The 23,767-nt window shown below is 64.2% G+C and carries 20 protein-coding genes; 5 read left to right on the top strand and 15 right to left on the bottom strand.

The features are described 5' to 3' along the window. Positions 1-351: 351 nt before the first annotated feature. From QCE64_RS31165 to QCE64_RS31175, 3 genes are all read right to left on the bottom strand, one after another. Positions 352-1,605 (bottom strand): hypothetical protein, encoded by a 1,254-nt coding sequence (locus QCE64_RS31165; protein WP_310008008.1) that lies wholly within the window; start codon positions 1,603-1,605, stop codon positions 352-354. Between the two features lie 197 nt (positions 1,606-1,802). Then, positions 1,803-2,546: an anti-sigma factor gene (locus QCE64_RS31170; protein WP_310008009.1), complete on the bottom strand. Its 744-nt coding sequence runs from the start codon at positions 2,544-2,546 to the stop codon at positions 1,803-1,805. After that, the gene (locus tag QCE64_RS31175; protein WP_310008011.1) at positions 2,536-3,216 is read right to left on the bottom strand and encodes an RNA polymerase sigma factor; all 681 of its coding nucleotides are present in this window, start codon (positions 3,214-3,216) and stop codon (positions 2,536-2,538) included. The genes QCE64_RS31170 and QCE64_RS31175 overlap by 11 nt, the downstream gene beginning before the upstream one ends. A 404-nt stretch (positions 3,217-3,620) precedes the next feature. Here QCE64_RS31175 and QCE64_RS31180 point away from each other — a divergent pair, with 404 nt between their 5' ends. Next, positions 3,621-4,520, top strand: coding sequence for a metallophosphoesterase family protein (locus tag QCE64_RS31180; protein ID WP_404987801.1), 900 nt, complete (start codon positions 3,621-3,623; stop codon positions 4,518-4,520). Beyond that, positions 4,517-4,963: a cupredoxin family copper-binding protein gene (locus QCE64_RS31185; RefSeq protein ID WP_310008015.1), complete on the top strand. Its 447-nt coding sequence runs from the start codon at positions 4,517-4,519 to the stop codon at positions 4,961-4,963. The genes QCE64_RS31180 and QCE64_RS31185 overlap by 4 nt, the downstream gene beginning before the upstream one ends. Before the next feature lie 24 nt (positions 4,964-4,987). Here QCE64_RS31185 and QCE64_RS31190 read toward each other — a convergent pair whose 3' ends face one another. From QCE64_RS31190 to QCE64_RS31200, 3 genes are all read right to left on the bottom strand, one after another. Then, positions 4,988-6,082: a VOC family protein gene (locus QCE64_RS31190; RefSeq protein WP_309934834.1), complete on the bottom strand. Its 1,095-nt coding sequence runs from the start codon at positions 6,080-6,082 to the stop codon at positions 4,988-4,990. Positions 6,083-6,285: 203 nt separating this feature from the next. After that, a complete protein-coding gene (locus QCE64_RS31195; RefSeq protein ID WP_310008017.1) occupies positions 6,286-6,534 on the bottom strand; it encodes a hypothetical protein in 249 nt (82 codons plus the stop codon). Positions 6,535-6,583: 49 nt separating this feature from the next. Continuing rightward, positions 6,584-7,075: a lecithin retinol acyltransferase family protein gene (locus QCE64_RS31200; protein WP_309926375.1), complete on the bottom strand. Its 492-nt coding sequence runs from the start codon at positions 7,073-7,075 to the stop codon at positions 6,584-6,586. 461 nt (positions 7,076-7,536) lie between these two features. Here QCE64_RS31200 and QCE64_RS31205 point away from each other — a divergent pair, with 461 nt between their 5' ends. Together QCE64_RS31205 and QCE64_RS31210 are read left to right on the top strand one after the other, a co-directional pair. Next, complete coding sequence (locus tag QCE64_RS31205) at positions 7,537-7,872, top strand: hypothetical protein (protein ID WP_310008019.1); 336 nt, start codon at positions 7,537-7,539, stop codon at positions 7,870-7,872. Positions 7,873-7,977: 105 nt separating this feature from the next. After that, positions 7,978-8,748: a protein phosphatase 2C domain-containing protein gene (locus tag QCE64_RS31210; RefSeq protein WP_310008022.1), complete on the top strand. Its 771-nt coding sequence runs from the start codon at positions 7,978-7,980 to the stop codon at positions 8,746-8,748. A gap of 53 nt (positions 8,749-8,801) precedes the next feature. Here QCE64_RS31210 and QCE64_RS31215 read toward each other — a convergent pair whose 3' ends face one another. The 9 genes from QCE64_RS31215 to QCE64_RS31255 form a co-directional block, all read right to left on the bottom strand. Further along, complete coding sequence (locus QCE64_RS31215; RefSeq protein WP_309820267.1) at positions 8,802-10,112, bottom strand: sigma-54 dependent transcriptional regulator; 1,311 nt, start codon at positions 10,110-10,112, stop codon at positions 8,802-8,804. Further along, positions 10,109-13,168, bottom strand: a complete 3,060-nt coding sequence (locus QCE64_RS31220; RefSeq protein ID WP_310008024.1) for a peptidase domain-containing ABC transporter — start codon at positions 13,166-13,168, stop codon at positions 10,109-10,111. The genes QCE64_RS31215 and QCE64_RS31220 overlap by 4 nt, the downstream gene beginning before the upstream one ends. A 34-nt stretch (positions 13,169-13,202) precedes the next feature. Then, positions 13,203-13,955, bottom strand: coding sequence for a peptidylprolyl isomerase (locus QCE64_RS31225; protein WP_309820271.1), 753 nt, complete (start codon positions 13,953-13,955; stop codon positions 13,203-13,205). 52 nt (positions 13,956-14,007) lie between these two features. Continuing rightward, positions 14,008-15,381, bottom strand: coding sequence for an HlyD family efflux transporter periplasmic adaptor subunit (locus QCE64_RS31230; RefSeq protein ID WP_309926383.1), 1,374 nt, complete (start codon positions 15,379-15,381; stop codon positions 14,008-14,010). After that, positions 15,359-17,920 (bottom strand): FHA domain-containing protein, encoded by a 2,562-nt coding sequence (locus QCE64_RS31235; RefSeq protein ID WP_310008614.1) that lies wholly within the window; start codon positions 17,918-17,920, stop codon positions 15,359-15,361. The genes QCE64_RS31230 and QCE64_RS31235 overlap by 23 nt, the downstream gene beginning before the upstream one ends. Positions 17,921-18,174: 254 nt before the next feature. Beyond that, on the bottom strand, positions 18,175-19,623 hold the full coding sequence (locus tag QCE64_RS31240; protein ID WP_310008026.1) for an efflux transporter outer membrane subunit: 1,449 nt from the start codon (positions 19,621-19,623) through the stop codon (positions 18,175-18,177). Between the two features lie 280 nt (positions 19,624-19,903). Beyond that, a complete protein-coding gene (locus QCE64_RS31245) occupies positions 19,904-20,206 on the bottom strand; it encodes a hypothetical protein (protein ID WP_309820278.1) in 303 nt (100 codons plus the stop codon). A gap of 312 nt (positions 20,207-20,518) precedes the next feature. Then, positions 20,519-20,974 carry a DUF4399 domain-containing protein gene (locus QCE64_RS31250; RefSeq protein ID WP_309934839.1) on the bottom strand — a complete coding sequence of 152 codons (456 nt, stop codon included), beginning with the start codon at positions 20,972-20,974 and terminating at the stop codon, positions 20,519-20,521. 21 nt (positions 20,975-20,995) lie between these two features. Beyond that, positions 20,996-21,436: a DUF4399 domain-containing protein gene (locus QCE64_RS31255; protein WP_309820281.1), complete on the bottom strand. Its 441-nt coding sequence runs from the start codon at positions 21,434-21,436 to the stop codon at positions 20,996-20,998. A gap of 373 nt (positions 21,437-21,809) precedes the next feature. Here QCE64_RS31255 and QCE64_RS31260 point away from each other — a divergent pair, with 373 nt between their 5' ends. After that, positions 21,810-23,759 (top strand): SUMF1/EgtB/PvdO family nonheme iron enzyme, encoded by a 1,950-nt coding sequence (locus QCE64_RS31260; RefSeq protein ID WP_404987636.1) that lies wholly within the window; start codon positions 21,810-21,812, stop codon positions 23,757-23,759. Positions 23,760-23,767: the final 8 nt, after the last annotated feature.

The following is a 23,767-nucleotide window of genomic DNA, read 5'->3' on the forward strand; positions in this document are numbered from 1 at the left end:
TTCGCGGACCAATCAGGGAATGGCGCCACGGCCCAAAGAACGCAAGGTGGGCACGCGCACGCAGCGCGAACTGACCCTGGAGCGACTCAACGCGGCTGTGTTGGGTTGCGCCGAAGAGCGGGCAGCCGCGGTGGGGAGATAATGATCTAAAGAGATTGGCAAGGCTTAAACCCTGACATTTCTAATGAGCCAGACATCGGACATTTGTATTTAGCCGTGACATTTGATGCCGCAGCAAAGTTGGCAATGCCGTCATGTCATGAATCACGCCATCATCGATACCCGCGCATCTTGATCTTGGAACAGCGAAACGACGGCATCGCCGCCGCGTTGCTTTCGACCATGCGCTCGTCACTGCCCAGTCAATTGCCAGTTGAGGACCGGATGCGTAGCGCCAACCGGCAACGCCCACGCGCCGCCCAAGCTGAAGTCATACCCGCTGAGACTGCCCGGTTGACTCATCTGCGCCGTGGTCAGGCCGTTGGCATTCGACACCGGAGTGCCCGTGTTCATGAACACGCCATTCGCTTGCTGTGTCCCTTGCGCGTCCCAATACACGTTCGCTGCAATCGCGCCCTCGTTGGAGGCCGCGATCCCGGCAGTCCGTGCGCCCACCGTTCCAACGGGAATCACTGCGCCGGTCGCGAAGGACTCGCTGATGACGCCGCTCGGACCATTGCCGTTCACCAGACCGCCCGCGCCGGGAGCATTAACGCCGCCGAAAGCGCCGCTGACGGCCGCAGTGGAATACGACCGGAGGATCGAGCCACCGTTGTATTGGACAAGGCCGCCAGCCGAATAACCCGTCACGGTGCCCGTAGAAAACGACTGCACGATGGTGCCGTAGTTCGACACCGCAAGACCGCCCGAGTTACCTGCATCTCCCACATCGGCACTGCTTGACGAGCGTTCGATCAGACCAAGATTGACGCCCACAAGGCCGCCGTTCTCGTTGTAATTGCTTCCCCCGACGCGACCGCTCGACGTTGCGTAAGCGATCGTGGCGAACTTTTCACCGGCGAGCATGCCCAAGGCAGCATCGGTTGAGCTTGCATTGGTGGATGAGCCGGACACGTTGACGTTCCGCACCACGCCATTCGTGCCGATCACAGCGAACAACCCGCCGAACACGCACTGACAGACAGGCGAGATAACCGTGCTCACCGCATCGACGTTCACCGAATGACCGAAGCCGTCGAACTGCCCTGTAAACGGCGTTTGATCAGAGGCGATCGGACTGATCGTGCCGGCCGAGAAGTCTTTGCCGAGCGCATAGTTACCCGACACATCGCTTGATACCTTCTGCAAGTCCGCTGTGTTGTTCACGAGCTTGTACGCCGTGATGTGCGTCACATCGCCTCTGTAGCGCTGCGGGGTCCATTGTGCGTTCGATAGCAACGTGCCCGGCGTATAGCTGCCGTTCATGTCGTACAGCGCGCTGACCAGCCCTGTGCTCTTCGACCAGTCGATCTTGCCCGCGTTGTTCACGCTGCCGCCGTTATCGACGCCATGCATGTCCGCACGCAGTGTGAGATCGCCCGAACCGCCCTGGTTCGCGATCGTCGCGCCACGGTTGATGGTCACGCCATGACCCGCATCGGGCACGAGCGCTGCATCGCCCTTCCATTCGATGTCGCTGCGCACCGTGCGTGGGGTTGCGCACATAGACCAATGTGCCAAAAGCATGGGCATGCGTGTCCGGATGTCGCGGTCTTGCAGCCACCCGCGCGCATAAAAAAACGCGCGGCATCCCGAAGAACACCGCGCGCAACCTTGCACCCTGGTGCGACCGCTGCTCTCGCTTAACGCGGCGCGCCCGTCTCGATCGCGTGGACAAACTGCCGCAGCACCCCGCCCGATGCATCCGTCACCGCCCAGAACGTCATCCCGTCGTGACTCCAGCGTGCGAGCGCATAGCCATCGTCGGACTGCGTGACGACCGGCTGGAAGTCCTTGTCGGCGGTCTTGCTCTTGCCATCGCCCTTGTGCTCGGGAAACACATACACGTCGATCGGATGCTTCAGATACCGGTACACCACCACCGCCACCGGACGATGATCGATGTAATCCAGCCTGCCGCCGACCAGCGCGAATCCCGGTCCGGCCGGATCGATCACCGGCGGCGCGTAGTCGATACGCCCGTTGAACCACGGCTTCACCGTGTGCTTGTCGCTGGACAGCACGTCGATAGGACGATCCGACATCAGCGCGCGCACGTGGCTCGACACGATCTCCTGCGCCATCGGCGATCCGGTCGCGACGCCCGACATCAGCGGCAACGCCTGGAACCACAGCATCGCGCCGAGCACGAGCGCCGAGAGCGTCGCGCCGGCGAACGCGCCGCCGAAGAACGGCCAGGGCGCGGCGAACGCATTGCCGACCCAGCCCCGGCTCGCCCGATGCACAGGCGCGCGTTCACGCTCTGCCTCGAAAGCCTCTTCCCGCACCCGCGCCAGCACCTGCGTGCGCAAATGCACCGGTGCGCGCTGGTACAGCGAACCGTCGGCGAGCCTCGTATCCAGCGAGGCGGTGTCGTTATTTTCCATTTCCCGACTCCTCTGATTGACCCGGTGCGGCACGGCGCACGAGCCGCACGCTCGGCCGGTCTTGCCCACCCTGGGCCGCGCGTACCGCTCCCGCCAGCATCTTGCGGCCGCGCGCGAGCCGCGACATCACCGTGCCGATCGGCACGCCCGTCACAGATGCGACTTCCTTGTAACTCATGTCTTCCAGTTCCCGTAACACCAGCACCTCGCGAAAGGCCACCGGCAGCGCCTCCAGCGCGCGCTGCACCAGGTGAATCTCGTCGCGGCGCACGGCCAGCGTCTCGGGATCGGCGCCCCCTTCCTCCGACCAGCCCGGCAACGCCTCGTCGCCGCCCAGTTCTTCGTCGTAAGGCGTCGCGTCGGCCGTCTGCACCCGTCGACGCCACTCCGTGAACCAGGTATTGCGCACGATCGCCAGCAGCCACGCACGCGCGTTCGCCTCGGCGCCGCCGTCGAATCCGCCAAAGAAACGAAAGGCGCGGAGATACGCTTCCTGCACCACGTCGTCGGCATCGCTTGCATTGCCGGACAACCAGCGCGCGAGGTTGTAGGCCGCATCCAGATGCGGCATCACGGTCGCCTCGAAACGCGCCCGCATGGCCACCGCAGCCTGCGGGTCCGCGTGCTCGCCGCGTCCGGCCTTGTCCTGTCTCGACCTGCCTTGCCACATCGCGCGGTCTCCTTTCGCTGCCACGTTCGGCAAACTGCCCCAGGCGGCGCGGCCAGACTGCTTCCCGCGCCCTCCCTCACCGTTACGCATGCCGTCCGGGTTTTATTCCCGTCTCCAGTCCGCTTCTACAACAAATAAAAAGGGAATAACAGGCCATCCACGCCGGTTCGATGGACGGATGCCGCAGCAACGTCCGCACACCGGGCGCCACGCTCAGGCCTCGTCCCCTGCACCGGGCCGCCAGGGGCACGCGATCCCACAAAAGGGAGCGCACCTGCCCCAGGAAACACGACCCACATCGACACCAAGGAACCGCCATGAAAACGGATAGCCTCGCTCAGGATCAGCACCCACACGAAGAACTCGACGATCACGGCAAGCACCGCCGCACCGCCCTGTCGTGCATGGCATGGGCGGGCGCCGGCGTGATCTGGACCGTGAGCGGCGGCGTGCCCGTTTCGCGCCTGATCTCGTCCGCGCAAGCCGCCGAGACGACCAGCGGCTTCAGTTTCGTGCAGATCAGCGACAGCCATATCGGCTTCAACAAGGATCCGAACACCGAGCCGACCAGCACGCTCGAAGAAGCCGTGAAGCGCGTGAGCGCCATGAAGAAACAGCCGGCCTTCATGATCCATACCGGCGACATCACGCATCTGTCGAAGCCCGCGCAATTCGATACGGCGACGCAGATCATCGGCGCCGCCGGCATGGATGTGCACTATGTGCCCGGCGAACACGACGTATTGGTCGAAGACGGCAATCCGTTCTTCGACCGCTTCTCGGCGCAATACGGCCGCGGCAGCAACCGTCACTGGTACAGCTTCGACCAGGGCGGCGTGCATTTCATCGGCTTGACTAACGTGATCGACCTGAAGGGCGGCGGCCTCGGCTTTCTCGGCGATGCGCAACTCGCCTGGCTCAAGGCGGATCTGCAGGGCAAGTCGAGCAGCACGCCGATCGTCGTGTTCGCGCACATCCCGCTGTGGGCGCTGTATCCGGAATGGGGCTGGGGCACCGACGACAGCGCGCAGGCGCTCGCGCTGCTCAAGCGCTTCGGCTCGGTGACCGTGCTGAACGGCCACGTGCATCAGGTCGCACAGAAGGTGGAAGGAGAGATGCGCTTCTATTCGGCGATGTCGACCGCCTTTCCGCAACCCGCGCCGGGCGCGCCGTCGGGACCCGGACCGATGAAGGTGCCGCCGGATCAGTTGCGCAGCATGCTTGGTCTGCGTGAAGTCACCCATGTCGCCGGACGAACCCAGCTTGCGGTCACGGATACGTCGCTCGCGGGGGTGCAGTCATGATCTCCACGACGCTCGCGAACCATGTGTCGCCGTATGTTTCGCCGGCCACGCTCCGGCCGCTCGCCGGCAAGTGCCTGCGCAAAGCGGCTTTTGCGCTGGTCGTGAAGGGCGTGATCGGCATGGTGCCTACAGCCTGTGCCGCGGAACCGGCGCAGAAGCCGATGCCCGCGCCCGCGCAACAGGTAGCGATAGCCGCCGCGCCGACCATTTCCATCGACAACTTCGCGTTCAGCCAGCCCAGCATCACGGTGCCGGTCGGGACCACGGTCACCTGGGTGAATCACGACGACATGCTGCATACCGTCGCGGACGAGGGCAAGACTTTCAAGTCGGATCCGCTCGACAGCGGCGAACACTTCTCGCACGTATTCGACAAGCCCGGCATCTACAAGTACTTCTGCTCGCTGCATCCGCACATGACCGGGACGGTCGTCGTGCAATGAGCGCCGATGCGAAGGTGTGCCTGTTCAACCGCGCGCCTTTGCAATCGCGCTCAGGTTGCCCTCGCCGAAACCGTGATGGCCGCGCCGCTCGACGATCTCGAAGAACATGTCGCCGGGCCGGCGCTCGGCGAAGGTCTGCAGGAACAGCTGCGGCGTGCCGTCGGCAAGGATCTCGCCATCGACGAGAATGCCGCGCGAACGCAGCGCCTCGATGTCGAGGCCATGACCGGGCAGACGTTCGTCGATCTCGTCGTAATAGCGCGGCGGCGGCTGGAGGAAACGCACGCCGCGCGCGAGCAGGCTGTCGACGGAAGCGAAGATGTCCGCCGATGCCAGCGCGATATGCTGCACGCCCTCGCCTTCGTGGTCCGGCAGGTACTGCTGCATCAGGTCCGTGCGATAGGTGCCTTCCTCATACACCGGAATGCGGATCGAGCCGCACGGCGACACGATCACGGCCGAGTCCTGCGAGACGTGCCAGTCCGGATGCACCTGATGGATTTCCGCGAAGTGCAGCACTTCGCGATAGAAGTCGAGCCATTCCTGAATGCGCCCCGCACCGACTGTCTGGGTGAAGTGATCGACGTCGAGCAGGCCGGTGCTGTCCGCGGCGGGGCTTGCGTCCGGAATCGGCCGGAAGTCGATGTCGTAGATGGAACTCTCGCCGCTGTTCTTGCCCGGCCAGTGGTCCACGAAGTAGATATGCGAGTCGCCGATGCCCTGAATGGCTGGAATCGCCAGTTCGTTCGGGCCGATCTTCTCGCCCTCGAAGTCCCACGCGCCGTATTCCAGCGCGCGCTCGTGCGCGACCTGCGCATCCAGCACGCGAATACCGATGGCGGCAATGCCCACTCCGTGCGATTCCGCGAAGCGCGAGGCGAACGAATCCGGTTCGGCGTTCAGCAGGAAGTTCATGCTGCCCTGGCGAAACAGCGTCACCGCCTTGCTGACATGCCGCGCCACGGGTACGAAGCCGAGCCGGCCGAACAGCGCGGCGAGCCCCTCCGGATCAGGGCTCGAAAACTCGACGAACTCCAGTCCCGCAATGCCGAGCGGATTGTCGTCCGGACGGGATTCGGACGTCGCGCGGGCGGGAGAAACGGAGTCGGGCTGTGTCATCAGCATTACCTCAAAATTGTACGATCTGGTTCACCGACGCAAAGCTACCACGACCGGCCGCCTCCGCGCGACCCGGCGATGTCCCCGCCGGGCCGGAATGCTTGCGCCTAGAGTAGCGGCAGCGGGTTCGCCGTGTCAAAGCCGGAGCCGCCCGACGCGCTCCGGCCCTGCCCGGCTGTCCGTCGCCGTCGCGGTCGTCGTTTTCAGGCGGCGAGACGCTGCGCGCTCATCGACGGGCGCCGTGTTTGCGGCGGGAACACGTTCCAGGTGCCGTCGTCGTGACGGAAGAAGATGATCGCGAGCGGGCCGCCCGGATGCTGCGCCTCGATGCAGACATAGCGCGCGCCGGTCGCCTGCGAACGGCACAGGCGCACGACCCGTGCCGGATGCGCGGAAGTCGGCGCGAGCCACTTGTCGACGGCCCAGTGCAGCGAGTTGGCGGCGCTTTGCATGACGGTCTCCTCGGGTTCAAGGTTCAGCATTCGGCGCGTCGAGCGCCAATCAGGCGGCGAGCGCCGCATCCATGCGGCGGATGCGTCGGGCGGCGATATAGGCGCGGCACAGTCCGCTCACGGCACGGACCGCCGCGCGCGGATGTGCGAGGCAGGCCTGCACCTGACGGCTGCGCGCGCGGCCGTCGAGGCACCACGTGACGAAGTGCTCGCAGTTGTTGGTCAGCAGGTGATAGCGGTCTTCGCCGATGCGGCTGCGCGCGCGGCGCACCGCTTCCATGCCGACGAAGGTGGCGGCCGGGTTCTGGCGCATCGTGACTTCATGGCCGGCTGCGAACTGTTCGACGGTCACTTCCTCGACCGGCCCGCGATGCAGCGACTTGGCGAAGCCGGCGTAGTGGATGACCATGCCGTTGCCGGCATAGATGCCGTGATGGTCGTAGCCGGAACGCCGTGTGACGAGTTCGGTGCCCAGAGCGGGTTCGTCTTCCTGCGCGAAGGCTTGCGCCTGATTCACTTCGATTTGTTCTTGGGTTGACATGGCTGGCTCCGAGGCTGTTCGGCTTGGCGTCATGTGTTTGTGTGACGCCGGGTTGCCAGCTCTTTTGCATCTTCCTTGCCAGTGTTTCTATGTCGTTGATTTTCATATGGTTCCGCCAGTTTTACCCCATGTGACGGTCGGCGGATGTAGGATCGAGGCCAACAGTTCTCAGGCGTGTCTGTCGGGTCCGTAGTGCCATTTGCTCGCCTGCTTCGTGAAGCGCTTTGGAGCGTATCGAGCGCGCGTCGGAGAAGGTGTTGGCGAGATACAGTCGAGTCTGTACACGGTGTTGGCGCCGTGCCGACTGTTCGCCTGAGTCTGCGAAGCAGAAGTTGTCAGGGACCCAGCCGCTCACGCCCGCCCGTTATGGCGACCCATTTTTCGAACGGCTATGGCGCGCATTCCGGCACGGCCTTTGCATTGATCTCGCGCGTCCCTTCAGGCCATTCCGGAGAACTGCCATGGGCATCCTCACCATCACCGATCTCGCCTACGACAAGGAACTCGATCAGGCGGCGATGTCGGCCATCAGCGGCGGCGGCGGTGCTCCCTGGGTCTACGGCTGGATCACGCCGTACGTGGACCGGGGATCGGGCGGCGGCGGAGTGGGCGGCGCGGCCGTGAATGTCTTCGATGTCACGAACAACATCTACGAGGTGACGAACAACGTCACCAACAACACGACGAACGTCGGCCAGATGGTCAACCAGTTCCAGAGCACCACCGTCAGCAACACGGGCAACGGGGCGACGCTGACGGTCAATCCCGACTCGGTCGCCGGGAATCGCGCGGGCTGAGCGGTGCACATCCGCCGTTCGCTGCGGCGCATGTTGGGAGACAATGACCGCGATCGCTCGCAGTCTCCGCCCGCCGCCGCGCCACCCCGAATTCCGGAGGTTGCCATGACCTTCCCCAGCGAGTTTCGATGGACTTCCGCCGCCCGCAGCGACACCGGCTGCGTGCGGCAGATCAACGAGGACGCTCTGCTCGATGCCCCGGCGCGCGGCGTGTGGGCCGTCGCCGACGGCATGGGCGGCCATGCGGTCGGCGATCTCGCGAGCCGCATGGTCATCGAGAGTCTGGCGAAGGTGAAAGGCGCAAGCGGCCTCACTAGCGTGCTGGCCGATGCACGCGCGAGGCTTCTGCGCGTGAACGAACAACTGCGGGCGGAGGCGGCGCGGCGACAGGTCTCGCGAATCGGCAGCACGGTGGTCTTGCTGATCGCACGCGATCGCGCCTGCGGCTACCTGTGGGCCGGCGACAGCCGGATCTATCTGCTGCGGCGGGGCAATCTCGTGCAGCTGACGCGCGACCACAGCCATGTGGAAGAACTGAAGGCGCGCGGGCAATTGACGGCCGAGGAAGCGCTGCACCATCCGGCGCAGCATCTGATCACGCGCGCGGTGGGCGCGCTGGACGTGCTGGAGCTCGACGAGAACACGCTCGAACTGCGCGACGGCGACACCTTCCTGCTATGCAGCGATGGTCTGTCGAACGAGGTGAGCGAAGCGGAAATGGCGAGCGAGCTGGCTCCCGGCGATTGCGATAGGGCGGCGCAAAGGCTGCTCGAGATCGCGTTGTCACGCGGCGGGCGCGACAACATCTCCGTGGTGGTCGCGCATGCCGAGGATCTGATGGCGTCGGACAAGACGCAGGTGAATCCGGGGGTTTGATTGATAGGGGTGGCGCCGAGGTCCATGCGCTCCGCATCCGATCACCCCGCCCTTCACCCCTCCGCCTCCCGGCTCTTCTGCGCCGCCAGCCGGAACTCCTTCGAATGCAGCCCGTGCTTCTTCAGCAGCATCTGCAGATGCGAGCGGTTCATCTCATAGCGCCGCGCCAGTTCCGCCACTGTCCCGCCGGTCTCCTTCAAACCGCGTTCGAGAAACGCACGCTCGGCTTCATCGCTCGCCACGCGTTTCGCTTCCGCGAGCGAACTCGCCGTCACGATGCCATTGCCGTTCGCCGAGGCATCGTTCATGGCCAGCGAAAGCGACGACTTCGGCCGGATATCCACCGGCAGATGTTCGAGGTCCGCCATGTCGGTGGCGAGGCACGTCAGCCGGTACACCACGTTGCGCAGCTCGCGGATGTTGCCGGGGTAATCGTAGTTGCGCAGGAAATCCCGCAGCCGTGGCGACATGCGCACCGGCCGGCGCTTGAGCGTCGCCGCCGCTTCATCGCCGAAGTACTGCAACAGCAAGGCAATCTCGTCGCGCCGTTCGCGCAACGCAGGCAAGGTCAGGTGAATCACGCTCAGACGGTAGAACAGGTCCTCGCGAAAACGCCCTTCGTCGCAGAACTGTCGCAGGTTGCGATTGGTCGCCGCGACGATGCGCGTATCCACCGCAATGGGTTCGTCCGACCCGACGCGCTGAATCTCATGCGCCTCCAGCACGCGCAGCAGCTTGACCTGGCCCGTGAGCGGCAACTCGCCGATTTCATCGAGAAAGATGGTGCCGGTATGCGCGCTCTCGAACTTGCCCTTGCGATCGTTGGTCGCGCCGGTAAACGCGCCCTTGCGATGCCCGAACAACTCGGACTCCAGCAGATTGTCCGGAATCGCGCCGCAGTTGACCGAGATATAAGGCTTGTCGGCGCGCCCGCCGTTCGCGTGAATCACCTTCGCCATCAGTTCCTTGCCGGTGCCGCTCTCGCCGTCGATCAGGACCGGCAGATCCGTGGGCGCGGCCTTCTCGGCAATCTCCAGCGCTTCGAGCAGCTTCGGATTGTCGCCGAAGGTCCCTTCGAAGATGAAGCTGCGTTCCAGCAAGGCCCGCCTCCGCGCACCCGGCGATAGATCCCGCTTCGGCTCCGCTGCCGCGGCCTGCACGAAGCGCTCCTTGTGCGACATCTGCATGACTTCGTCGCGCAGGGCGCTCGCCTGGCGCAGCAGCTTTTCGATTTCAGGGCGTTCGAGACGCGAGGTCCAGCGCAATGTCGAGCGCAGGATCTCGATCTTCTCGATCAGTCCCGCATACGAGATCGCCGAGGTCGGCGCGCTGGCTTCGCTTTCCGGTTGGTCGAGTATTTTCATGCTGCGCTCAGTTGCTTCTGCACGAGTTGGTAGTACATGCCTTTTCTCGCCACGAGTTCGTCGTGCCTGCCCTGCTCGACGATGCCGCCTTCGTACAGCACGAGAATCTTGTCGGCACGCATGATGGTGGACAGCCGGTGCGCGATGATGACCGCCGTGCGCCCTTTCAATATCTCCTGCATGTTGCCGAGGATGTTGCTCTCCGACTGCGTATCGAGCGCGGACGTGGCTTCATCGAACACCAGCAGGCGCGGGTCGTGATACAGCGCCCGCGCGATGCACAGCCGCTGAATCTGTCCGCCCGAAAGCCCCACGCCGCGCTCGCCCACCACCTGCTCGTAACCGAGCGGCATCTTCACGATGAACGCGTGAGCGTCGGCCATCTTCGCGACTTCCTCGATGCGCCTGCGGTCCGGCGCTTCATCGCCGCTCGCGATGTTGTCGGCAATCGTTCCCGAGAACAGCAGGTTGCTCTGCATCACATAGCCGATCTGCGCGCGATAGAAACCCTTGTCGACCACATTGATGTCATAGCCGTCCACCGTCATCTTGCCTTCGCTCGGCCCGTAGAAGCCGACCAGCAGTTTCGCGAGCGTCGTCTTGCCCGAGCCGCTGCGCCCGACCACCGCAATCAGCTCGCCCGGCTTGATGTCGAAGCTGATGTTCTCCAGCACGTAGGGCGTCTCGCCGTCGCCATAACGGAAGTACACGCCCTTGAAGCTGATGTCGCCCTGCAGGTCGGGCAGCATCACGCGCTGCTGCATGTCCTCGGGTTTCTGCTCCGGCTCGATGTCGAGCACATCGCCCAGCCGTTCCATGGCGACGCCGGCATCGTTGAGCAGGCTCCACAGGTTGATGAGCCCCATCAGCGGCGCGAGCACGCTGCCCATGAACGCGTTGAACGCAATCAGCTGGCCAATGGTCAGCTCGCGCGCCAGCACCAGGTTCGCGCCCACCCACAGCACGCCGATGGTCGTTGCCGCGTTCAGCAACTGGCTGCACAGCCCCACGGCGATATTGAAACGCTGCGACCTGTACTGCACCTCCAGCGACTTCGCATACTTCTTCTCCCACTTGAGCCGCACCGCGCGCTCGATCCCCATCCCCTTCACGGTCTCGACCCCGCCGAGCGCTTCCATCAGATAGGAACGCGCGTCGGTGCCTGCCGAAAAGGTCTCGCGCGCGTTCTGCTTGATGCGCGGCGTGGCGAGCACGGTGAGCGCTGTCATCGGGATCACGAATGCGATCAGCAACAAGGTCAGCTTCACGTTGTAGAGGAACATGATCGTGAAGTAGATGAAGATCATCAGCAGGTTCAGCACGGTCGTGACCGTGGATTCCGTGAGGAACGCGCGGATGGTCAGGTTCTCCTGAAAGCGCGCGAACACGTCGCCGGTCTTGCGCTTGGCAAAGAAGCCGAAGGGCAGCGAGAACGTATGCTTGAAGAACTGCGACATCATCGCGAAGTCCATGTTGCGCACCATGAAGTTCGCGAGATAGGCGCGGATGGTGGACATCAGCTGCGTGAACAGACTGGAGATGATGAGCCCGGCAATCAGCACATGCAGCAGCCCGACGTTCTGGTGCACGATCACGCCGTCGAGAATGTTCTGGATGATGAGCGGCGGAATCACGCCCAGCACCTGGATCACGAAGGTGGCGAGAAACAGGTGCAGCAGGATCTTCTTGTAGGGCTTCAGATAGCCGACGAAGCGCAGCCACGGCGAACGCGACACCGCCTTCTGCGCGAGATCCTGACCCGGCGTGAAGAGCAGGCAGGTGCCGCTCCAGCCGCGTTCGAACTCGCCTACCGTCATCTTCCTGAAGCCGAGCGCCGGATCCGCGACCCACACGTTGTCCTTGGAGACGCCGTAGATGATGATGTAGTGATAGCCCTCCCAGTGCGCGATGAACGGCATCTCGAAGCCGCGCAGCGATTCGAACGTGCATTGCACGCCGCGCGCGGTGAAGCCGAGCGACTCGCCCGCGCGCGCGAGCGAATCGAGCGTCGCGCCGGAGGTCGTCACATTGGCGAGTTCACGCAGCTTGCCGAGCGTCATGTTGATGCCGTAGTGGCGGCAGATCATCGCGAGACACGCCGCGCCGCAATCCATCTCCTCCGCCTGTTCCACCCACGCGAAGCGCTTGAGGACGCGTTCGCCCATTTCGGGGCGCGTGTGCAGGTCGAGCATCGCGGGCAGGCGGCGGCGTTCGGCCATCTTCTTCTGCCGCTGCATTTCGCGCTCGGTGAAGCGGATGCGTTCCTCCAGCACCTCGCGCAGCTTCACATTGCGCTCGATGATGAAATGCACCGTCTTCTCGGGAATCACGAGCAGGCGTGTATCGGTGTTCGCGATCGCCGAAGCCATCTGCTCCTGGCGCATCACGCAGGCTTTCTCGCCGAAGATCTCGCCTGGACCGAGCGTCGCGAGCACATGCTGCTGGCCGCCTTCCTCGCGCACGATGCGCACTTCGCCCTGACGCACGACATAGAGCCGCCGGTCGTCGCGCGAATCCTGCTTGAGGATCTCCTTGCCTTCGGCCACGCGCTTGACGCCCACGCTGCGCACGCACTCTTCCAGTTCGGCCTTGTTGAGCTTGGTGCGCAAGTCGAACAGCTTGGCGACGAAGCCGCCCGCCGAATTGATCGCGACATAACTCGTCACGAAGGCGAGCGCGGCGGGATTCTTCGCGATGACCACTTCGATCGCGGCGCGCGGAATGAACAGCAACTCGGTCTTGCCCGACGAGCGCACCGACGATTCATGGCGGTAGTCGCGCAGCATCGCGATATCGGCGAAGGTCTCGCGCTCCTTCCTGACCCCCATGCTGATTTCCTTGCCATGCTCCTCGGTGAAGATGCGCACCGAGCCCGCCTTGACAATATAGAGGCCATTGGCGGCGTCGCCGGCATTGCACACGGTCTCGCCGAAACCGAAGCGGCGCGAGCTCGCCTGAGCGGCGAGTTCGTCGATTTCTTCGCGCGAAAACGGCGAGAGTATCTCCACCGACGAGAGGAACTCGGCGGGTGAATCGAGGCTCGATGGCGCGTCCATGTCGTGTCGCTTGCTCGGTGGGCTTCGGAGGTCTTCAGCGTGCTTCGATCACATGTTCCTGCGCCCGCAGCGACATCCATTCCTCGCGCAGCAGGCGGCGGATTTCAGCGGTCACGTCGTCGTCGAGCTGCGCGGAATACTTGGCGGTCACCGCGAAGATTTCATATGAGGTGCCGTCGGCGGAGACGAACGGCCCAAGCAGATCGCCGACTTCGGCGTTGAACACCTTCGCCTCGATTTCCGGCTTCAACTGCCCGCGCATCACGCGGCCGACCCGCCCGCCTTCGTCGCGCGTATCGGCCAGCGAATGCTCGCGCGCCATCTCGGCGAAGCTGTCGGGATCGTCGTTGAGATAGGAGATCATCTCCTTCGCGCTGCCTTCGGTGTCCAGCAGGATGTGACTCACTTCGATGCTGTCGAAGCGCGGCGAATTCAACTGGAAGTATTCCTCGACCTCACGCGCGGTGCCCACGCGGTCCAGCATCTTTTCCTGATAAAGCGAGTCCGTGATGAACACCTCGAACTCGTCGAGGCTCACATGCAGCGCATCGAGATAGTTGTTCATGTCCGCCGCGCGATGCAGTCCGCGAATGCGGCGGAACTGGTCCGCGCGGTTCTGGATTTCCTCGTCGCTGACTTCCACGCCGGTCTTGCGCGCCGCGCGCACCGTCAGCTTGTCGCGCACCAGTTGCTCGATGAGGCCGTCGAACTGGCCGCTCAGCTTCAGTGACCTGAGAAACTCGCCGACGTCGACCACTTCGTCGTCGATACGCACAATCGCCGTCATGTTCTTCTCCGTCTGGATGTGTGTCGATCTGGTGATGAGCCTGCCCCTGCACCTACCCCGCCACGTTGCGGAACGGATCGAGCCCGAGGTCGATCAAGCGCCGCTCGCGCACGACGATCTCCGCGTTCGCCGTCATCCCGTAGCGCAGCGGATAACGCGTATCGGCAACCTGGTAATAGTCGCGGTCGAGCGTCACGCGTCCTTCATACACCGGCTGCTTGGAAGTCGGACTCGGTTTCGTCGCGGGTGAGATGAACGCGAGCGTGCCGTCGATCACCCCGTAACGCTGATACGGAAACGCATTGAACTTGAGCTTCACGCGCTGCCCTTCGCGCAGGAACGCCCGGTCGTGTTCCGCGATCTCGATCTTCAGCACCGGCTTGGCATTCGCCGGCGCGATGCCGCCTATCGGCGTGTTCGCCTGGATCTTGTCGCCGGGCTGGGTGGACGTGACATCGGTGATGACGCCCGACACCGGCGCGAGGATCAGCAGGAAATTGTCCTTGTCGATGTTCTCGAACTTGATGCGCGCGGCGGCATCCGCCACCAGCCGCGCGGTCTGTAGTTGCAGACGCAACTTGTCTTCGGTACTCGCGACCTCGCGCATCGCCGCCTCATATTGAAGCCGCAGGCTGGTCGCTTCCTGGCCGCTGGTTTCCAGTTGCCGCTTTGCCTGCGTGAAGTCGTGGCTCAAACGGAAGTCGAGTTCCGCGAGCCGCGATTGCTCGACGCGATACGCGCCGTCCGCTTCGAGATAGGCATTGCGCTTCTGGTCCACCTGCGTCTGCGCGATGCCGCCGCCGCCCGGCAGCGCGAACAGGCGCTGGAAGCGGTCGAGCTCGACCTTGGCGGCATCGCGGGCGCGGCGGGCATTTTCCAGCGTGCTGCGCGCTTCCTGCAACTGCGCCTTCTGGCCTTCCGCGAGCTTGCTCGTACCTTCGGAGACGCGCTGCTGATGCTGATGCTCCTCGACATCCATCTGATCCTTGAGCGCCGCGATGCGCCGCTCCATCAGCAGTTTCTTTTCCGGGAACTGCTTCCATTCACGCTCGGCGTCATCGAGCTTCAGTTGCGCTTCGAGCGCGTTGGAGGCCGCCTCGATCGCGCCCCGGGCATTGAGACGCGCGATCACGTCGTCCTTGCGCACCGGCTGACCTTCCGCGATATACAGATCGGCGAGTTCCCCGTCGATGGGCGCATAGAAGCGCCGCACCTCGGATTCCGGCGCGAGCGTGCCCTGCGCCGACACCATCACGTCCGCATGGCCGACGAACGACCAGATCAGCCCGGAGCCGATCAGCGCGACCATTGCGAAGACCAGCGCCTGCGTGAACCTGAGCGGCTCCGCGGTGAGGATCGAAATGCCTTCCACGCCGTGATCCCCGAGCGCTTCGGACAAGGGCTTAAGGTGTGCGTCTCGCTTCACTGGTCGCGCCTCCGCCGGAATTCGTCATGGCGCCTTGCGCGCCGCCGATCAGTCCGAGCTTCGTATTCAGCAATCCGGGTTCGAGCACCATGCGCAGATCCTGCAGCGAGCGGCGCTGCAAATCCGCTTCGGTGTCGATCTCGCGCGCCAGCGTGCTCCACTTCGCGCTTGCGGCGTCGGCCTTCACCTGCCTGAAGATGCGCATGCCGCGCGTGGCGGCGTCTTCCGCGTCGGACAGCAGCTTCGCCTGGGCACGGAAGGTGTCGGACACGTTGGCCTCAAGACGCTGCGATCCGCCAATGCCGCCGTTCGTCCGGTACTGCTGCCACGACGTCTGCGCCTGCGCCATGAGCGACTGCGCGCGGGCCGTCGCGCGGTCCTTCAGCGAGACTACTTCCGGCGCGACGGTCTTCACGTAGTACGCGTCGCTGTCGAAGTCGAGCGTCTCGTAGAACGAGAGCAATGCCTCTTCATAGTTCTTCGTGCCGCGCGCCTTCTGCACGTCGGCAAACTGTGCGGCGACGGCCTTCTTGTGGGCCAGTTCCTTTTGCACGGTCGCGGACCATGCGCCCTGCGGCAACTGTTGCAGCGCGTCGATCGCCTGGGCGCTCTTGCCCTGGTTCCATGCGTCCGCCAAGGCGGCATACTGCGTCAGCACCGGCTGCTGCGGCAACTGACCCGCGCTCATCTGGCGCAGCTTCTCCTGGAACGGCGGCGTCGAGAAATTCGCCTTCTTCAACGCAGCCGCGAGCGGCGCAAGGCTCGCGCCGTTCAGGCCGCGACGCACGGCGCCGAAGGCATCGAGATCGGCGCGCACGCGATCGAGGCCCGCAAGGCGCGGATACTTGTCCGCATAGTCCTTGAGCGTCGCGTCGATGGCATCGAGATCGTCCTGTCCGAGACTCTTCACGATGCTCGCATCCAGCCGGTCGATAGCCGAGAGATACACGGAATCGTCGCTTTGCAGTTTGCGCAGGTGACTAAGCGCCAGCCCATACGGCTCGCGGAACTCCGGCACATAGCCCGCGATGCGGTCCAGGTCGCGCTGATGTCCGCTTGCATCGGCGTCCCAGTGCTTCAGGATCGCGTCGATGCGCGGCTCGTCGGCATAGATGCGGATGGGCGCATCGGCGCCGCCGCGGCCCATCACGAACGCCTCCAGCTTGCCGATCCAGGCCAGTTCGTCGAGCAGCGAACGCACGTCCGCATTGTGTTCGCCGAGCGTCCTCATCTGCGCGATGATCGCGTCCGCGTCCTTGAAATCGCCTTTCTTCAGTGCAGCGAGCCAGCGCGGCACGTTCGACTTGAGTACGGCCTCCGTGTTGATCGCCGTGTAATGCAGGTCCTGCGGATGGGCCTTCAGATACGTGTCCGTTGCGGCGGCCGCCGCGCCGTAGTCGCCCTCCGCCATCAGCGACTTGACGTGCCGCTCGGACGAGCCGCTATAGAACAGCGCCGCGCCGCCCGCGACGAACACGGCCAGTACGCCTGCCACCACCATGCGCGTGCGCCGCGCCGCGGAACGGTCATCGCTCGCGAGCGCCCGACGCAGCTCCCCGACGAACAGCACAGCCTTGCTCCGTTTCGCCTGATGCGTGTCCGGGCGCTTTTCTTCAGCGACGCCGGGTTGCGCGTCCACGTTGATTTCGTCTTCGCGCGCGGCCGCCTGGTCCACGCAGAAGATGTCGAGGAACGAATGCGCCGAGCCGACGAAAGTCGTCTTGTCGCTGTCGAACGCTTCTTCGGGAGCGACCTGTGCCTGCGGGCTCGCCGACAAGGCGATTTCCGTGAGCGTCGACTCGCCTTCGTCGCCGTGCAGGCGCACCGTGTACGCGAAGTGCGAGCCGCCGAACGCGACACTGTCGCCATCCTTCAGTTCGAGCGCCGACGCGCCGAGCCGTTCGCCGTTGACGAAGGTGCCGTTGGTGCTGCCGAGATCCTCGACGAACGGCGCGCCGCCCTTGATGAACACATGCGCGTGCCGCCGCGACACATAGTTCACCTGATGCGGATAGCGCTCGCGGAAACGCGCGAAGTGATCGTCTGTCTTGCTGACGAGAAACGGAAACTGCACCAGTTCGATGATCTGCAAACCGAGATCATCGCGTTGCGGCACGAAGGTGACGCCGACCGGTCTCGCCTGGCCCGCGCCGCGTGCGCGCGGGGCGAACTGCACGCGATACGACAGCCGGCTGCCGAACGAAACGATGTCTCCAATGTGCACGCGCGCGGGTGTTTCGCGCACGGGCGTGCCGTTGACGGCGGTGCCGTTCTTGCTGCCGAGATCGGCGATATAGACAAAGCCGTGCTCAATGAAAATGCGTGCGTGGCGGCGCGACAGCTGCGCCACGGCTTCGGGCGGACTTGCATCGAACGGCGCTTCGGCACGGCCGATCGGGAACAGGTTTTCGTCGATGCGGATTTCCGTCAGATGGTCGGCATCGCGGCCGAGCTCCGGGTTCGGCAGCGGCTTCAGGATGACATCGAACGCCTCGCCGACACTCGGCGGCGGTTCCGCGACGGGATAGCCTTGAGCCATGTCCATGTCACACGCTGCGTCCAGCCGCTGCGGCCGACGCGTTATGGGAACGCCCGTCGACGCCGGGTACATGGACAAGTTGAGCCGCACCGGAGGCTGCAGCAACGGGTTCCGGCGGCTGTTGAAAGTTTAAGTCACGCATCGTCGTAGTCAATCGTGCGGTACCGGTGTAATCGATCATGAGCGGTCGTGAGCAATCCTGCATGGATTACTTCATATGAAACATCGCCACGGCACATGGGCCGAAGCGATGCTTACTTCATCGCGTCCTTGCTGGCGCTCTGCACGTCGACCGTCGGCCAGCCGCCGCCCAGCGCCTTGTAGAGCGTCACCGTATCGGACAGGATCTGCTGATGATTCGCCAGCAGGGCCAGTTGCGCGGCCAGCAACGTACGTTCGGTCTCGAATACCTGCAGCTGCGAGATCACGCCTTCCTTCAACTGCGCGTCGATCTGCGCGGCCACGACCGACAACTGATCCACTTCCTGCTGAAGCTCGCCACGCTGTTTCATGTGCGAATCGAGATTGACCAGCGCGTTCTCCACTTCCTCGAACGCGCCCATCACCGTGCTTCGATACTGCTGTTCGAACACCGTGGTCTGTGCTTCGGTGGTCTTCACGCGGGCACGCACGCTCGGGTCGAGCAGCGGGATGTTGATGCTCGGCAAAAAGCTGAACGTGAAGGTCTTGAGCAGGTCCGTGAGCGCGAAGCTCGCCGTGCCGCCGCGTCCCGTCAGGCTGATGGTCGGCAGTTGCGCCAGCTTCGCCTGGCCGACGAGGTCGTACGCTTCCAGCACGCGGTATTCGGCCGCGATCAGATCAGGACGGCGCGACAGCAGTTGCGAGGGCAAACCCGAGGGCACTGGCGGCGCCTGCACGCGCTTCTGAAGCTGGCCTTCGGGCACCTTGAAATTGCCGGCCGGCACGCCGATCAATGTCGCGAGCGCGTTGTCGCCGAGATCGCGCGAGCGCTTGATTTCGAGCAGATCGCGCGTCAGCCGGTTGAGTTCGGCGCGCTGCGTCAGGACCTGCGTATGCGGCACGAGGCCGTTTTTCTCCATGCCTTCGAAGATCGTCAGGATCTGCTGATTGGTCGCGATGGTTTTCTTCTGCTGGTCGATCTGGTCGTCGAACTGGAGGATCTGGAAGTAGGTCGTCGAAACGGACGAGACGAGTTCGAGATAACCGGCGCGCCAGTCGGCCTCGGTGGCACGGAATTCCGCCTTCTGCGCCTGCACGCCCTTCTCCACCGCGCCCCAGATGTCGATGTCCCAGTTCACCTGCGTCGCGACGTTATAGGTCTTCAAGAACTTCTGGCCGGTGGTCTTTTCGAAGGCCGCGCCCGCGCCGAGGTCCATCGACGGCAAGGCGCCGGCGCGCGCTTCGCCGATCTGCGCGCCCGCTACCTGGATGCGCGCGGCGAGCACCTTGATGTCGACGTTGCCCTTGATGGCCTGCTCCACGAGCGAATCGAGATACGGATCCTTGAACTGCTTCCACCAGTCGGGCTGGATGGTGTCGGATGCGGCGACGGCCGGTGCGTCGATTTTGGTGAATGCGGTCTTCTCGGGCGTGTCGGGGCGCTGGTAGGTGGGCACTTTCACGTCGATGCAACCGGACAGCAGCGCGGCGACGCTGAGCCCGGCGGCCGTCAACCAGCGACGAACCGATCGCACGCGCAACGATGGCAACAAGGCTTGCACGATCTCACTCCCGGTGAACGCGCACCGACGGTCGGATGAACAGGTGAGAAGCGCGGCGCCGGCCGCAAGTGACGTCATTCAGTCAATCAAGTAAATCACACGGCGCACCGCGACTCCATACGGGTTATGTCACATGGCGCGCGCGTGTTCTGCGACACGGCGCGCGGCCATGAAGCCCGCTTGCGGGCAGTGTTACGGCAGAGCTCCCCGCGCCCCGCCTTTCCTGCATTGATGCATTGATGCGTTACTGCTGCGACGGCTGTTTCATTCCCGGAAATACTCAGGCGACATCGCCCGGCACGCCGAAATTGAAGTTGGTGATGTTCTTCGCATCCTGTTTGGGCGCGACGTTCGATCGTGCGGCAAGGCCTTCGGCGAAGGCAATGTTGCTGCCGTTTTCGTTCAGCGTCGTCTGCGTCTGGTTGATGAATTGCTGCGGCGTCAGCGACATCGCGAACGCCGAAAGATCCAGGCCCGGGAAAAAGCTTGAAGCAAGCGAAGCGTTGCCGCCGCGTACGGCATTCATCGCACGGCGATCCAGTTCTTCGCTGACGGGAAGATCCTTGATGGTGAGCTTCGTCATGTCGGTTCCCCTTGGATGGGTGGCAGGTTCGAGCGGGTGTCGGCTCGTACCGCTTAAATGCATGGGTCATGCCAGTTGCTTCGCTGCATCGTTTTATCTGCGCTGCGCCTTGTCTGGCCTGGTTTGCATCGATACGGCCGGTGCTGCGCTTCATCATCTTGTGCTCGCCGGAGGCCAACACTTCGGATTCCGTCTGTTGGTCCTTCAGCAACAACCCTCACGATCCACAGACACATTTCTCCCGCCGCACCGGAACGTGCGCCGTTTCATCGGCTGAGGACGGGAAAGGCGCCGCGCGCGGCGGCGCCCGATTCACCTGACGTAGATCGTGATCTTTCTGGAATAAACCGGCGGGTTATGCGGTATGTGCTTGTCGTCGCCCATCAGGAGCTGAAGCGTATGCTTGCCCGGCGGAAGCTCGATCAGGGTTTCGGTTTCGCCGGCGCCGTAGTGCAAGTGATTGCGGTCCGATGGAATCTCCTGATCCATCGGCGGCAAGTCCACGTCGATCAACAAATGATGATGTCCCGTGTTCGGAAACTTGACGCCGCGCGGCGCCACGCCCATGAAGCGCAGACCGAACCAGACCTTGAACGGCTTGCCCGCCGGCAGGGTCTGGCCGTCGTTCGGATAGCCGATGTACGCGTATGCATTGGCCGGCGCGGGCGTCGGGCCGGCCTGCGTGTCCGTGGATGCGACAAGCGCAGTCGCGGTGACAAGCGTGGCCGCCAGCAGGAGAGCGGGCGCGCGAGCGGATCGTTTCTTCATGTCGTATGCCCTCGGCAAGTGTCACGCCTTCACGGTGATGGTGATCTTCTTCGAGTACACGGGCGGGTCGTGCGGAACGTGGTTGTAGTCGCCCATCAGAAGTTGCAGCGTGTGCTTGCCGGGCGGAAGTTCGAGACGCGCGTCGGTTTCGCCCGCACCGTAGTGCAGATGATTGCGGTCCGATGGAATCTCCTGATCGAGCGGCGGCAGGTCGGTATCGACCAGCAAGTGATGATGGCCGACGTTCGGCATGTCGATGCCCTTCGGACACACGCCCATGTTGCGCAAGCCCATCCGCACCCACAGCTTGCCGCCGCTGATCACCGCGCCGTCGGGCGGCCAGATGATGTAGGCCTCGGCGTTCGGCGGCGCGGGCGTGCGGGCACGCGCGGCGGGAAACGACGAATCGGCGACGAGTGCGGCAAGGGAAGCCAGCGCGCCCAGCACGGTTCTTCTCAGCATGTTATGCACGCCTCTCGGGTTGAAAGGGCATGGCGATCAGCCAGGGAATCGCTTCCTGCACGAGCGTACGCACAGGTACGGCCATGCTTGAAGCGCTCGACATCGTCTGCGGTTTTTTTAGATTAGGCCGTAACGTTTAAAAAAGATACGTATGCACGCAGGGCCCCGAATGCCTGATTGCGGAGCCCTTCTTCAGGGGGATGAAGCATCGTATGACTAAGTGCTATCGTTGTTGTTGCTGCACTGGCACGGAAACGCGCTTCGCTTCACGTGACCGGCCCCGGGCGCGGACCTCGCCCGTGCAGTCTTTGCGCAGAAGCGCGCAAGCGGCGCTGCGCCCTACAACTCGAAGCCGGACGCACAGGGTGTGAATATGTGGCGAACTCTTCTCATCGCAAGCATGTTCGTAACGATCGGCGCCGCGCTCGCGCCCGACCACGCGGCGGCGTCGAGCGCATCCGCAGCACCGCTCGCACCGCATCGCGCCGCGCTGGTCATCGGCAATGCGGACTATGAAGGGCATCCGCTGCCAGGCGCCGCGCGCGATGCGGACGATATCGGCACGGCACTCGCCTCGCTCGGCTTCGCGGTCACGCGCGGCATCGATCTGGACGCCGGCGCGCTGCGGCACGCCGTTGATGATTTCGCCAGCCGGCTCGGTCCGCGCGACACGGCGCTTGTTTACTTCGCGGGACACGGCGTTCAAGTGGGCGGCGATGCGCTGCTCCTGCCGCTCGACGCGCGTGCGGCCGCGCCCGCGCAGCTCGTCGAAAAGGGCATGGCGGCGCGGGAGATCGTCGAGCGCATGGCGCGCGCGAGACCCGGCGGCGCGAATCTCGTCGTGCTGGACATGTGTCTTTCAGAGCCGTTCGAAAAGACAGCGCCCGCAGTCTGGCGCCTGCCTGCGCACACGCTCGTCACTTATGGGGCCGCGCCCGGCGAAGAGGCTGGCGAGGGTCCGCACAATGGCCGCTACACGACGGCGTTGCTGCATGCATTGGGCGAGCGCGATGTATTGTCCGCCGCGACGTTCAGCGCGGCGGCCGTGCGGATCGCGCAGCAATCCCATGAGTCGCAGCGGCCATGGATTGCGTCTTCTCTGGAAGAGGGCTTTGTGATTGAAGGAAAACCGGACAACATGCGTGTGACTGCCTCAACCGCCACGCATGCAGCCGAATCCGCCATCGACGAACCCATTCGCACACGCGGCATTCTTCCCAAGGACAGCAACGAGCAATACGAACTGGCGTTCTGGGACTCGATCAAGGACAGCACCTTCCCGAGCGACTATGAGGCGTATTTGAAGGCCTATCCAAACGGCCGCTTCGCGGCGCTCGCGAAAGCGCGCATCGAACGGTTGCACGCGGCCGGCAACGCGAAGCCGAGCGTATCGGCGCCTGCTGCGCAGCCCACGGCTCCGTCCGCCGCCACCGCCACGCCCGCCGCGCCTGCGCCCAAGCCGGCGCCTGCCGTCGCCGCGGCTCCCGAGAAGCCGCGTTCGCCTGCCCCTGCCCCCACGCCCCCTACGCCCGCTACGCCCGCCGCGACAGCCGCCGCTGCCACCGCGTCAGCCAAACCCGCCGCGAAGACTGCGGGCGGCGAGATCAAGGACTGTCCGGCCTGCCCGGCCCTGATCGCGATCACGCCCGGCAGCTTCACGATGGGCAGCAACAACGACGATCCCGCTGAGAAGCCGCCGCACAAGGTATCGATCGGGCACGCGTACGCCATCGGCAAGAACGAAGTGACGGTCGAGCAATGGAACGCCTGCGCCGACGCCGGGGCCTGCACGCGCATCGCACCGGATGGCGAAACGGGCGGCGCGCCCGCCGCCAATGCGCCGATGCGCAACGTCAGCTGGGACGATGCGCAGGTGTATGTCAAATGGCTGAGCAAGACGGGCGGCAAGCCGTATCGCCTGCCGACCGAAGCCGAATGGGAATACGCCGCGCGCGGCGGCACGCAGACGGTCTACTGGTGGGGCGACCAGATGAAGAAAGGCAACGCCGACTGCAAGGACTGCGGCGAGCCGTATCGTGCGGATGCGCCGACGCCGGTCGGATCGTTCGCGGCGAATCCCTACGGCCTGCACGACATGAACGGCAGCGTCTGGGAATGGGTAGCCGATTGCTGGCACAGTTCCTACAAGAACGCGCCCGCCGATGGCCGCGCCTGGGACGAACCGTCGTGTTCGGTGCGCGTGATCCGCGGCGGATCGTGGCGGGAAGGCGCGAGCTACATGCAGTCCGCGACGCGCTTCAAGTACAGCGCGAGCGTGCGGCAGTCGCAGAACGGCTTTCGCGTCGTGCGCGAGATGGAATGAGGCGCGCG

The organism is Caballeronia sp. LZ043 (genome assembly GCF_031451075.1).
Classification (GTDB): Bacteria; Pseudomonadota; Gammaproteobacteria; order Burkholderiales; family Burkholderiaceae; genus Caballeronia.